Annotated in this window: 7 protein-coding genes; 5 read left to right on the forward strand and 2 right to left on the reverse strand. The window is 65.7% G+C overall.

The window, feature by feature from the left end; translation table 11 throughout:
* The first annotated feature begins 49 nt into the window (after positions 1-49).
* The gene (locus tag CN933_RS30080; RefSeq protein ID WP_102763299.1) at positions 50-451 is read left to right on the forward strand and encodes a hypothetical protein; all 402 of its coding nucleotides are present in this window, start codon (positions 50-52) and stop codon (positions 449-451) included.
* Positions 452-489: 38 nt separating this feature from the next.
* Here CN933_RS30080 and CN933_RS30085 read toward each other — a convergent pair whose 3' ends face one another.
* Both CN933_RS30085 and CN933_RS30090 read right to left on the reverse strand, forming a co-directional pair.
* A complete protein-coding gene (locus CN933_RS30085) occupies positions 490-1,281 on the reverse strand; it encodes a LytR/AlgR family response regulator transcription factor (RefSeq protein WP_102763300.1) in 792 nt (263 codons plus the stop codon).
* Positions 1,269-2,420 (reverse strand): sensor histidine kinase, encoded by a 1,152-nt coding sequence (locus CN933_RS30090; RefSeq protein ID WP_102763301.1) that lies wholly within the window; start codon positions 2,418-2,420, stop codon positions 1,269-1,271. Before CN933_RS30090 ends, CN933_RS30085 begins: the two co-directional genes overlap by 13 nt.
* Before the next feature lie 230 nt (positions 2,421-2,650).
* Between CN933_RS30090 and CN933_RS30100 the strand changes: the two genes are divergently transcribed.
* The 4 genes from CN933_RS30100 (at position 2,651) to CN933_RS31680 (ending at position 12,901) form a co-directional block, all read left to right on the forward strand.
* Positions 2,651-9,499 carry an autotransporter outer membrane beta-barrel domain-containing protein gene (locus tag CN933_RS30100; RefSeq protein ID WP_180980854.1) on the forward strand — a complete coding sequence of 2,283 codons (6,849 nt, stop codon included), beginning with the start codon at positions 2,651-2,653 and terminating at the stop codon, positions 9,497-9,499.
* A 199-nt stretch (positions 9,500-9,698) separates the two neighbouring features.
* Positions 9,699-10,610: a sulfurtransferase gene (locus CN933_RS30105; protein ID WP_102763302.1), complete on the forward strand. Its 912-nt coding sequence runs from the start codon at positions 9,699-9,701 to the stop codon at positions 10,608-10,610.
* A 107-nt stretch (positions 10,611-10,717) separates the two neighbouring features.
* Positions 10,718-11,932, forward strand: a complete 1,215-nt coding sequence (locus CN933_RS30110) for a YeeE/YedE family protein (protein ID WP_180980855.1) — start codon at positions 10,718-10,720, stop codon at positions 11,930-11,932.
* A 381-nt stretch (positions 11,933-12,313) separates the two neighbouring features.
* Positions 12,314-12,901, forward strand: a complete 588-nt coding sequence (locus tag CN933_RS31680) for a DUF6969 family protein (RefSeq protein WP_180980856.1) — start codon at positions 12,314-12,316, stop codon at positions 12,899-12,901.
* The last annotated feature ends 540 nt before the right edge of the window (positions 12,902-13,441 follow it).

Consider the following 13,441-nt stretch of genomic DNA (forward strand, 5'->3'; position numbering starts at 1 on the left):
GCCCCATCCGCAGCGCCGCGTTTCGCGGGGCTTCCAGGGAGAGTGTGTGATGAAGCGCCCTACCGACCGCCGCACGGTACTCTTGACCGTCGGAGCTGCCGCCGTCGCCGCCGTCGCCGGGCCGGTCGCCGCGCAATCGACGGATATCCGCGGTGCAGTCACCTTCGAGGGTAGCGCGGTCATCCCGGAAGGTCATCTCGAGATTTATCTCGACGACCCTGCCATTCAGGACGAGACGCGGCGTCGCGCCACGCAAACGCGCATCAAAAGCGACGGAAAATCGAAGTCGATAGCATTTTCCTTGCCGTCGCCTGCAAGCGCGACGCCTTCTCCGACGCGGCGGATCGTGGCGCGTCTGGAGCGTGCGGACGGCTGGCTGATTGCGCGCGGCAGCGCACGGCTGGAGGCGGGCTCGCCTGTATACGTAACACTCAATGCAGTGATTTATTGAAGGCCGGCAGCAGTCTCCGACGGCGCCGGTCTGATCGGTCAAGCGGGAGCGTCATTCCCGTCAGATACAGTTTTCACTCGCTGGACTCCGTCGAGCGCACGCCGCAAGCGCGTGGTGGCGATTCGACCGAGCATGATGGGCGCAAGGGACCGCCCGAGCGACAGGAGCGAGCGCCCTTTGTCGTGCGTTCTCACGCGTACCACCCGATCCAGATTTATCATCAGGGAGCGGCTGACGCGGAAGAATGGCGGCGTCGGAAGGTCTGCGCCGCATTGGCCGAGCAGCCGGCACACCAAATAGTCCCGCCCATCCGCCATCACGATGCGCGTGAAGTCCGCTTCGGCGGCGAGCATGGCGATCCCGTCGGTCGGCAGGACGACTGTTTGGCCCGCCATCCTGATGTGCAGGCGTCTCCTGTCGGGCGTGGCTACCGGCGCTGTTGCCGTGTCCTCGATCTTGCCGTCAAGGTCGTGCGCGCGCCGATAGCGCCGCAGCCGGTCCAGGGTCAATGCCAGACGTTGCCGCTCCACGGGCTTCAGCAGGAAATCCAGCGCTGCGACGTCGAACGCCTGCGGCGCGTAGGTGCCGTGTCCGGTCACAAAGACGATCGCCGGCACCTGATCGAGCCGCTTGATCAGGCCGAATCCGTTATCGTCGCCAAGATCGATGTCGAGGAAGATCGCATCTGGCCGCAGGGCATGCGTCAGTTGCTGCGCCTGGTCCAGCGAACCGGCTTCGCCGATGACTTCGACATCCGGGTGCGCTTGGATCAGACGTTTCAGCCCTCGCCGGGCCGGCGGCTCGTCGTCGACAACCATCACGCGAAGCATGCATCCCCCCTCAGCATCAGGCGCGCGATCACGTTGTCGCCGGCCTGGATCAGTGTCAATGCGTGACCGAGCGGATAGTGCAGTTCCAGCCGGCGGCGAATGTTGGCGAGACCGATGGCCGGGCGGTCACGTTCGCCCGCTTCCAGCCTGCCGGGATTGCTGATCTCGATGACGAGGTCGGCGTCTCGACGCTCCACGGTGATGCCGACCGCGAAACGGCTGGCCGACGAGCGCAGTCCGTGCTTCACGGCATTCTCCACCAGCGGCTGCAGAATGAGATGCGGCACGGCGATCGACCGGGCCGCGGGGTCCACCTCGACCATCAAATCGAGGCGGCCTTCGAACCGCAGCTCCTGGATACGGATGTAGGCGAGCATTGCTTCGATCTCGTCCGAGAGCGGACAGATGCGACGCGTCTGGTTCTCGAGCAAATAGCGCAGATAGGCCGTGATCCGGTGGATCATCTCGAGCGCCGTGTCCGGCTCCTCGGGAATCTCCATCGCCACGGTGTTCAGCACGTTGAACAGGAAGTGCGAATCGAGTTGCAGGCGCAACTGGTGAAGCTCGGCCCGCAGCGCCTCCTCGCGGGCCCGGTGGCGCCGGATCCGTTGCTTTCTCGCGTCGGCATCCGCCTTGATCCAGAGATAGGCAAGAGACCATCCCAGAAAGATCAGGGTATAGTAGATCGCCGGGATCACCGAGCCGTTGGCGCCGTAGTCCGGATCGATGTTCGGCTGCAGGATGTCCTTTATTCCGTTGGCGATCAGCATCTGCAGCAGGCCACCGGCAATCGAGAGCGCCAGGGCGACCGCGACGACCGTCAGCGTGACGCCGCCGATCCGGTGGCGAAATACCCGGTAAGCAAGGGTGGTGAGCGCGAAGCCGAGGGGCTCGAGAACGGCGGTCAATGCAAACGCGAACGCCACGTCCTCGAATGCGAGAATACGGCTGACGACGGCAAACAGCGCGCCGAAGAGCCAGCCGGCCGTCTGCGCCCGCCAGAACGAACCGAGCGCACCCACCAGAACGGTGCCCGACCTGTCGGTTTTTCGCGTCATCCGGCTCCGCCCGGAGCTCGGATCCGCGATGTGGCCTCCACTCAGCTCGCGACGAGGATCGGGCTCGGCAATGACAACCATCGAAGCTGTAATTCCCTAATTGCCGTCATCCCCGGGCTGGATTGGTCTCTTCACCGAGTAGATCGACCGGTTCATCGAATAGGGCGTGTCCATGCGCGGAGAGCGCATCATTAATACCTATGAGGAGTCGCATATTCAGTGCGTCGCACACTCGCACGTTGAACATGGCGGTGCAAGGCTTGCCGCCGTGTCTCGCTGTACGGGCGCCATTTTTCGGGGGGATACATCGGATGAAGCACGCCACCAGAAGCAGGAAAGCCCGGCCGAGGTCTTCGCTCACAGCATTCCGGCCCGGCGACCAAGCGGCGCTTCCGTCCGAGCGGAACACGTCGCATTTTTTGTTCGTGCTGGCCGTGGGTCTCGGCGGGGCGGCCCTGGCCGGCGAGGCGTATGCGGGTTGCAATGGAAGTGCAACCCAGACGATCGGCCAGGTCGACTATGGATACACATGGTCGGCCTGTTGGGGCGACAGTGGTGTGGATGACAAGGATGAGAAGAACGGTGATCCCGGAGCGAACATAACGATCGACACCCAGGCCTCGTACACGGCCGGCGCCAGTCTCCCTTACACCATGCCCTGGGATTCCGTCGGCGGTGTCATCATGACGTACACAATGGGTGGCGCTGGCGTCGACGAGGGAAGCGCCGGCGCAGGGGGCACCGTGACGATCACCAATTACGGGCCCATAACTCTGACCACCTCGACGGATCCAGGCTCGATCGGCAGCCTGATTTCCGCGACGAGCTTCGGCGGCTCGGGGGACGGGGATAACGACAATTACAAGTCCAACGGTGGGGCAGGCGGGTCCGGAGGCGCGCTGACGATCACCAACTACGGAGCGCTGAGCGTAGAGTCGCTCAGCTCCAATACGGCCAGGGGCATGGCCGGCATCCATGCCGTGAGCAAGGGTGGCACCGGCGGCAACCAGAACAGCGGCGCGGCAGGCGACCAGTTCGGGGGAGTCGGCGGCAGCGGCGGAAGCATCAGCATCACCAACACTGGACAGGTGAATCTCGGCAGCGCGACCAACCCGCTGAACGGGCTGGACTATGTCTGGGGTCTCGCCGCCCAATCCATCGGCCAGGCGGGGGGGCACGACAATGGCGCGGGTGGGGCAGGTGGCGCCATCCGCATCAGCAACGGATCAACCGGCGGAAATGCCTCGGTCGGTGCGATCAACATCTACTCGAACAGTGCCGACAGCGTGCGCGGCATCTATGCGTTGAGCCAAGGCTCCTATGGCACGGCCTCTCAGGATTCATCCGACAATGGCGGCGCCGGCGCGGACGGCGACCAGTTCATCATCGACACCTATTCCGACATCACCGTGGTCGCCACCGGCTCCGGTCCGAACGAACTGTCCGGCGGCATCGTTGCCATCAGCCAGGGTGGTGATGGCGGCGCCGGCACCAAGTCAACGACCGGAGGTCGTGGCGGGAACGGCTCTGCGTTCAACTCGACCCTGAGCGTCCAATCGGGCGTCACGGTTTCGACGAAAGGCGATTATGTCGCCGGCGTCGTCGGGCTGGCGCAGGGCGGTAGAGGCGGCGACGGCGCCAGCGGCGAGAAGGACAGCTCCGGCGGTAAAGGCGGCGACGTCAGCGAGATTCAGATCAACGTCTATGGCGGTTCCATCGAGACCGACGGCCTTGAGGCCTACGGCCTGCTGGGGGGAAGCATCGGCGGTCAGGGAGGCAATGGCGGCGACGACACGGCCCTTGTCGGAACGAGCGGCGGCGGCGGCTACGGTGGCAATGCCGGCGGTGTCGGCGCGTATGTCACTGCTGGCTCCAAGATCACGACGACAGGGGACTTTTCGGCTGCGGTCACCCTGCATTCGATCGGCGGCGGCGGCGGCACGGGCGGCGATTTCACCGACGTGCTCGGCGGCGGTGCCGGCAATGGCGGCAATGGCGGCGATGGCAATACGGCCACCATCAACAATGCTGGCGGGACGATCGACACCTCGGGCGACCATTCCTATGGCATCCTGGTACAGTCGATCGGCGGCAGCGGCGGCACAGGCGGCATCGCCGACGGGCTGACGCTCGAGCTGGGTGGCGATGGCGGCGACGGCGGGAAGGCCGAGACGGCCAGCGTCCAGCATACCGGAATCATCACCACGACCGGCTATTCCGCGCACGGCATCATCGCGCAGTCGATCAGCGGCGGCGGCGGCGCTGCCGGCACGGCGGGCGGGGTGCTGTCTATCGGAGGTACCGGCGGCGCCGCCAACTACGGCGGTACTGCCGAGGTCCGGAGCTCGGGTGCCATCAGCACCGCCGGCGACGCGGCGATCGGTATCATGGCGCAATCCATCGGCGGCGGCGGCGGTTCAGGTGGCGGTGCTGAAGGCATCGCGGGCGTCGGAGGCTCGGGCGGCGCCGGCGGCTACGGTACTCATGCCAACATATTGCTGTCCGGCGGTTCGGTCACCACGCAGGGAGAAATGGCGCATGCGATCATGGCGCAGTCGATCGGCGGCGGCGGCGGCAATGGCGGCGATGTGATCGATATGTCGGTTGCGGTTCCGGGGCTGGGCGTCGGCGGCAGTGCCTCGGGTGGCGGTAGCGGCGGATGGGTCTGCGTCACCAATGCGAATCCCAGCAGCGATTGCTCCGCAGGTTCCGGAGCGCCGCAGCCCGTCACGATCGCGACCGGGGGTTCCGGAGCGGTCGGCATTCTCGCGCAGTCGATCGGCGGCGGCGGCGGCAATGGCGGCAACGCCACGGGCGGCGATGCCGGGTTCGGCAGCTTCCAGATCGGGGGCGGCGGTGGCGGTGGCGGCTATGCAAATACCGTGGATGTCGGCTTCCAGGGCCTCAGCCTGATGACCGGCGGCTCGCACGCCGCGGGCATCGTGGCGCAATCGATCGGCGGCGGCGGCGGCACCGGCGGTACCGCGAGCTCCTATTCCGCAGGTCTCGGCTTCACCGCGTCGGTCGCCGTCGGCGGTACCGGTGGCAACGGCGGGTACAGCGACAAGGTTACAGTGCATCTGACCGACAGTTCCATCTGGACCGGACAGGACGACGGCGACGTGACCGATGCCATCGGCGTGCTCGCGCAGTCGATCAGCGGCGGCGGCGGCAGTGGCGGCTCTTCGATTGCCGACGCACTCACCGTGGCGGTGCCGACCGGTGAGGACGTCTCCCTGGCGATGAGCGTCTCCACGGCGGTTGGAGGCAGCGGTGGATCGTCCCATGACGCCGCCGCGGTGTCACTGACGCTCGACGGCAGCACCGCGGTCTCCACGAAAGGCGCTTCGTCGCATGGCCTCGTGGCGCAGTCGATCGGCGGCGGCGGCGGCAATGGCGGCAGCGCGTCGTCGTTGGCCGCGACGGCGGGCACGGTGGACACGGTTAGCGCCAACATCGGCGTCTCGGTCGGAGGCTCGGGCAGCGGCGGCGGCAATGGCGGTACCGTCACGGTCGATCTCGATGACAGCGCCTCGGTGGCGACGGCCGGCGACTATGCCAATGCGATCGTGGCGCAGTCGATCGGCGGCGGCGGCGGCAATGGCGGCGTCGGCAGTGTCAACAGCAAGCAGATCGGCAGCGGCTTCAACCTGACGGCAAAAGTCGGGATCGGCGGATCGGGCAGCGGCGGCGCCGGCGCCGGGAACGCGACTGTGACGCTCGACGGCGGCACCAGCCTGCAGACCAGCGGGTCCGGTTCGCGCGGCGTGCTCGTCCAGTCGATCGGCGGTGGCGGCGGGACTTCGCAGGGCGCCAGCGTCGGGCTTTCGGCCAGCGCCAGTCTGCCCGGCGGCGAGGAAGCCGAAGAATCGGAAGAGGGCAGCGGCGCTTTCTCCGCATCTGTCGACGTTTCGCTTGGCCGCACCGGCGGCAGCGGCGGCTCGGCCGGCACGGTCGACGTCACCACCGCAGGTAAGATCACTACTTTTGGCGCCGATGCCGACGGGGTATTGGCGCAGTCGATCGGCGGTGGCGGCGGGCTGGGCGGCTCGGTGGGGCAGGCTACTTCCGACGGTTCCGAGCCGCTCGACGACGAGGGAGAGAGCGATTGCTCCAGCGTCGACGGCGATGGTGAATCCGGCTACTGCTTCGGCGTCAGTGTCGGCGCGACCATCGACGACGGCGGCACTGGCGGTACGGCCGCCAACGGCAACGCGGTCACGCTGACGCATGCCGGTCGCATCGCCACGTTGGGCGACTGGGCCGACGGCATCGTCGCCCAGTCGATCGGCGGGGGCGGCGGTGCGGGCGGCACCTCCACCGCGTCCGGAAGCCAGGCAACGGCCAACATCACCGTCGGTGTCGGCGGCAGTGGCGGTGCGGGCGGCAATGGCGGTGCGGTCGACGTCACCTTCGACGACAATCATGGCAACAGCATCAGCACCGCGGGATACAGCGCCTATGGCGTGCTGCTGCAGTCGATCGGCGGCGGCGGCGGGCAGGGCGGCGATGGTTCCGACCAGGCGGCAGGCAGGATCACGGTCGGCGGCGGCTTCGGCGGCAGCGGCGGTGCCGGCGGCAGCGGCGGTACGGTCACCGCCAAGGGGTGGATCAACCTTTCGACGAGCGGCGATGACGCGCACGGCATCGTAGCGCAGTCGATCGGCGGCGGCGGCGGCGTCGGCGGCGCCGGAAGCAGCACCGCCGCCGAAAAAGAGCACAGCCACACGATCGATCTCGTTGTCGGCGGCAGCGGCGGTGTCGGCGGCAGCGGCGGCGAAGTCGATCTCAGCGTCGGCACGACCCTCAACACTTCGGGCGCACGGGCATTCGGCCTCGTCGCCCAGTCGATCGGCGGCGGCGGCGGCATCGGCGGCGCTGGCGAGGCCGACAGCATTGCCTCGCTGGTGGTGGGCGGCTCGGGCGGTGGAACAATAGACGGCGGCGCAGTCACCGTCGACCTGACGAGCCAGAGCTCGATCACGACGCGGGGCATAGCCGCTCATGGCCTCGTCGCCCAGTCGATCGGCGGCGGCGGCGGTGTTGGCGGCGCCGCCTCGGATGCGCCGCTCTCTTTCACCGGCAACAGCCCCGGCAGCTACGGTGACGGTGGCAACGTCGCCGTCACGGCCGACGGCAGCATCTTCACGCGCGGCGACTACGCCTTCGGCGTGCTGGCGCAGTCGATCGGGGGCGGCGGCGGCTTCGGCGGCAATGCGACGAGTGCCTTTATCGGTTCCAACGGAAATCTCTCGTCGAACGGCAAGAGCGGCAATGTTACGGTCAGCCTCGCTGCCGGCAGGACTATTCAGGCGTCCGGCAAGGACTCGATCGGCATATTCGCGCAGAGCGATGCAGGAACGGACAACAACGGCACGGTCGATGTGACCGTCAGTGGTACTGTCACCGGCGGTTCCGGCGACACCGGTGCCGGCATCTGGGTTTCGGCCGGTAAAAACAACGTGTTGACCGTCAACTCCGGAGGCAGCGTCTCGGCCGCTTCGGGCGTCGCCGTTCAATATACCGCCGGCGTAAACTCGCCCGGAGACAGCACCCTGATGGTGAACAACGCCGGTACCATCAGCGGCAGCTTGAAAGGAGCCTTGCCCGTCGCGGCCAAAATGTCGAGGGTGGCCCGCTTGGGCGGCGACACGGCGGTCTCCGTTGTCAACAAGGCAGGCGGCCTGCTGGCGGATGCGGAGATCTACGAGGCTGACGTAATGAATCATGGCAGCCTCACGATCGGTCGTTCCGGCGGTATCGACGGCACCCGGATCACAGGCGACCTCACGCAGGACGCAGGTGGGCTGCTGGGGATCACCGCCGACTTCGCCGGCTTCCGTATGGACCGGCTGATCATCGACGGCGACGCCACGCTCGCCGGCAAGTTGACGGTGAACGCCATCAGCGTCCTGCCAGACATCAGCCTGCCGTTCCTCACTGTCGAAGGCGCCCTGGACCATTCGTTGAGCGCCGAGTCGTCGATCTTCGATTATTCCATCAGCCGTGCGGGAAATGAGCTGTCGGTTTCAGCGGACTCGGCTCACTTCACCGATCCCGGTGCCGTGCTGAACGAAGACCAGAACAATGTCGCCGGTCATCTGCAGGAGGTTTGGGACGCCGGCGGCGGTTCCTTCGGCACGCTTTTCGGCACGCTCGGATCTCTGGCCGACCACGATTCCGGCGACTACGCGGCTGCTCTCTCCGACATGTCGCCCGGCATTTCGGGCGCGGCCGCGGCCGGCAGCATCGCCATGACGCAGCAGCGTCTCGACCTGCTATTGAGCTGCCCGATGTTTGCCGATGGCACCTCGGCTCTGGTCGAGACGAGTTGCATGTGGAGCCAGGCCGGCGCACAAACACTGGACCAGAAGGCCGGCGGCGGCGTGTCGGGCTTCGATACGACGACCTACGCTCTTCGGGCGGGGGCTCAGGTGGAGGTATCGCCGGACTGGTTCGTCGGCTTCGCCGGTGGCTATGACCGCAGTTCCATTCGCGGCGACGACGGCCGGGTCAACGCCGACGGCGACATCATCTATGCCGGCGCCTCGCTGAAGCATGAGATCGGCCCATGGCTGCTGTCGGGCGCCGTCGCCGGCAGCTATGGTTGGTACGACAACACGCGCACGATCCGCATTCCGGGCTTCGCCGGCCAGGCCGAGGGCGATCCGGAGATCTACAACCTCAGCACCCGGGTACGCGCCGCCTATACCTTCGCGCAGGAGCCCTATTATGTGCGGCCTCTGGTCGATCTCGATCTGATCTACTCGCATGCCAGCGGTTATCGCGAGTCGGGAACCGGCGCGCTCGATCTCCTGGTTGACGACTCCGGCCAATGGAGCTTCCACGCAACCCCGGCTATCGAGGTCGGCATGCGGGTCGAGGTGAACGAAACGACGGTGATGCGGGCGTTTGCAGGCGCAGGAGTGAGCTTCAGCACGGTCGACAGCTGGGATACCTCGGCCCGGCTGGCCGGTGCTCCGGCCGTGATCGGCATGTTCGACAGCGAGGTGCCGCTGGCAGACGTGGTCGGGCGGGTAACCGCGGGCATCGATCTTGCAACGGATAGCGGCTTCGGTCTCCGCGTGGAATATAACGGCTCATTCTCGGACACCTACAACAGTCATGCCGGTTCGCTGCGCTTGAGCCACAAGTTCTGAGGAAACGACCGGAGACAATGCAGCTGCACAGGAGCAGCGGACGCTCCCGGCGGGGCGTCCTCGACGCGGCTTACCGCATCGCTGGTACCGTACAGAAAGATTTTCCAAGAGTTGGCGGATCTCCAGCCAAACCATGTCCTGACTCGACGTACATCGCGGGGTAGATGAGGTTCACATATGAATTCGGGAGCCTCACGAAATGCGCATCGCATCATTAGCCTTCACGCTGTCCTTCCTCGCCTCTTCAGCGCTGGCTGCCGACATCAGTCCACTCGTAGATGCCGAATGGGTCAAGGCGCATGCCGGCGATAAGGACGTCGTCATCCTCGACATCCGCGACAAGGTCGCCGAGACAGAACTTGGCGACAAGCCCTATATCCAGGGCGCGGTGGTCGCCCCCTATGCGAGCGCCGGTTGGCGTACCGAGGTGGGTGGCGTCCCCGGCATGCTGCCGCCGCTGGAGCAGATCACCAAGTTGATCGGCGATCTCGGCATCGACGATGACGATCACGTCGTCATCGTGCCCTGGGGTACGGATTCGACCGAGTTTGGTGGCGCGACCCGCGTCTATTGGACGTTCAAATATCTCGGCCATGAGGAAGTCTCGATCCTCGACGGCGGGTGGCGGCAGTACGACGCCGCCGGCGGGGCACGCTCCGCCGAGGCCGTAAAGCCCGAGCCGGCGTCGTTCCACGCCGAGCCGCAGGAAAAACTGCTGGCGACGACCGAGGAAGTCGCTGCCGCGCTTAAGGCCGGCGTCAAGCTCATCGATGGCCGGCCGGCCGAGCAGCACGAGGGCAAGTCCAAGAGCCCGGTCGTGCGCGCCAACGGCACTATTCCTGGATCGATCAATATCGAGCACTCCAAGCTCTACAGTCAGGACCACGCGCTTTTCGTCCGACCCGAAACTGTGAAGGCCCTGACCGAGGCCGCCGGTCTGGCTGCGGAAGAGGAAAACATCGCCTTCTGCAACACGGGGCACTGGGCATCCGTAACATGGTTCGCCCTGTCCGAGGTGCTAGGCAACAAGAACACCACTATGTATGACGGCTCGATGGCCGAATGGACGGCCGACCCGGCGCGCCCGGTCGAGAACAAGTCGGGCACCTGACGCCAGCGGACCGGGACCGATCCGCGGTAGCGGAAGAACAGGCGAATGTCCGCAAGCTGCGGACATTCGCGATTTGACCAATGCCGCACAAGCGGCAGGAATTCGAAATGACCGACATTTCCTTTGATCGTTCGGGATATTTGCCGCCGGCGATTGTCGATCGTGGGCCGGCGCTCGTAGCCGGCGGCGCACTGCTGATAGGCTTTCTCGTCATCGCGCAGCTGATCGATCTGCGGCAGGCGGCCCTCTTCGTCGTCGGCGGCCTGTTGGGGGTCGCCCTTTATCACGGCTCCTTCGGCTTCACGGGCGGGTGGCGCCGGATGGTGGTCGAGCGTCGCGGGCGCGGCATCCGCGCCCAGATGCTGATGATCGGCGTGGCGGCACTGGCCATGATCCCGCTGATCTCGGCAGGCAGCCTCGGTGGCCAGCCGCTCGTCGGCGCGCTGGCGCCGGTCGGGGTCTCCGTACTCGTCGGGGCTGCCATGTTCGGGTTGGGCATGCAGCTTGGCGGCGGCTGCGGTTCGGGCACACTGTTCACGGTCGGCGGCGGTTCCGCCCGCATGCTCGTCACGCTTGCCTTCTTCATCGTCGGCGCGCTCATCGGCTCGGCGCATCTTCCGTGGTGGCTGACCCTTCCATCCTTCGGCACGATCGATCTCGGACGGCAGCTCGGGACCGGCACTGCCATCCTCGCGACGCTCGCAGGGCTCGGCCTCGTTGCCCTGGCGACGGCGGTGATCGAGTGGCGGGCGCATGGCAACATCGAAAGGGAGCCGGAACCGTCGCGTGCGGGTTGGGCCTGGCTGCTTTACGGTCCATGGCCTCTGGTTGGGGCAGGGCTGCTCATGGCTTTGCTCAATGTCGCCACGCTGCTGCTTGCCGGCCATCCCTGGTCGGTCACGTTCGGCTTCGGCCTGTGGGGCGCTAAGGCGGCGCAGGCGGTCGGCGTACCGGTCGCGACGTGGGAGTTCTGGAACTGGCCGGGGCCGCAAGCGGCGCTCAATGCAAGCGTGCTCGCCGATGTTACATCGGTGATGAATTTCGGTATCGTTCTTGGCGCGGCAGCCGCCGCGAGTCTTGCCGGAAAATTCGCACCGAAGGCGAAAATTCCGTTCGGCTCCATGCTCGCGGCCGTCGTCGGCGGTCTGTTGATGGGCTATGGGGCACGGCTTTCCTTCGGCTGCAATATAGGCGCGCTGTTCTCAGGCATCGCTTCGGGCAGCCTGCATGGCTGGCTGTGGTTTGCGACTGCCTTTGTCGGCTCGTTCGTCGGCGTCTGGATGCGTCCGCTTTTCGGTCTCGACGGGTTCAAGAAGAAATGACGACAAGGAACACGCTTCTTTTCGGTGCAGCGCTGGCGGCAGCGACCGCCGCTGTGGCAGTCGATCACCACAGTCATCCCGTTCCGCGCGCCCAGCCGGCAGCGGCCTCCGGTTCGGCGGGAGGGGCGGCGCCCTGTGCCGCAGGTGCCCCGTGCGCCGCTGCCGCGCCTTGTGCGGCCGGTGCGCCTTGCGCCGCCGGAGCTCCGCTCGCGGCACCACCTCCGCCGCCCGCGCCAGTGCCCATCGCGCCTTGTGCCGCCGGGGCACCCTGCACGGCAGCGGCACCCAAGCTCGCGCCGCCGCCGCCGCCGGTTCCCCTCCCGACCGAGAGCAAGAAGCTTCCGCCGCCTCCGCCGCCCATTCCCTTACCGGACCAGGAAAATGGCTGAGCAAGCCATAGAACTCGCGCGCCGCGAGATCGCCTACTGCGAAACCTTGCTCGCCAAGGGCGGTCTCAACGTGCTCAGCGAGACCTTTCGCGACACGGCCGAAATCAAGGCCTGGGACCACTACCCGACAGGCGATGTGTTCGACCCGACGAGCGGCGCTCAGTGGTTCTATCACTGCCACCCGGCTGAAGAGGCAGCGGAAGAACACGGCCATTTCCACTGCTTCTTGCGACCGCAAGGACCGCGAGGGCCGATCCACCATCTCGCGGCTGTGGGGGTCGACGCTCACGGGCGCCTTTTGCGGCTTTTCACGGTAAACCAGTGGGTGGTCGGAGATGACTGGCTCGGCGCGGAAGGCACGATCGCTCTTTTGCCGCGCTTCGACGTACAGATGCCGCGGCCGTCTTATCTCGTGAACCGTTGGCTGACGGCAATTTTCGCCGCCTACGAGCCGCAAATAACCGAACTGATCCGCGAGCGTGACCGCACCTTGCTCACACACCGCCAGCCTGAAGGCGTCGAAGCGCGCCAGGACCGCGCGCTGGAGGTAACCTCGGAGTTCAAGCTTTCGGGTCGCTAGATGTGGCGAACGAGGATCATACGGATCCCGTTAACCATACCAAAGCTCCAAAGAGTGCGGTTTCGGCTCAGAAACTGGGTGAGTGAGTGACTGGAAACGCCTGTAATAACAGGCGTTCTATGGAATCGTTGCTACCGACCCGAAGGTACAATGTGCCGTGGGGATCTGAAAGGCACGAGCTGGCAGCGAAGTACGTCCGGTCAGAGAAGCGGCCCAGGATAGCCTTCTGTTGCCTCAATCCCTGAGGCGGACTTTTGCGCGTGCACTCGCTTCAGCATGTCAAGATTTGTCTTGGTACGCGCTATCGCGTCTGAAGACGCGGATCAGGTCCAAGCATCTTGTTGTCATTAAGCAAAGCAATGGAAACAAAACCTGCGTTGTGTTCCATAAGATAGATTATCTGATTTTTGCATTGTAGCGGCCGTTTAGAGATGCGACATATGAGCCAGTTAGAGATGCGACAGTCGTCGCCGCTTGGGATGCTGGTCAAACGTCAACGTTTGGAAGGAAGACTGGCGACGTGAAGCGTGGCTGAGACCA

The sequence above is a fragment of the Sinorhizobium sp. M4_45 genome, assembly GCF_002885915.1.
Classification (GTDB): domain Bacteria; phylum Pseudomonadota; class Alphaproteobacteria; order Rhizobiales; family Rhizobiaceae; genus Sinorhizobium; species Sinorhizobium meliloti_A.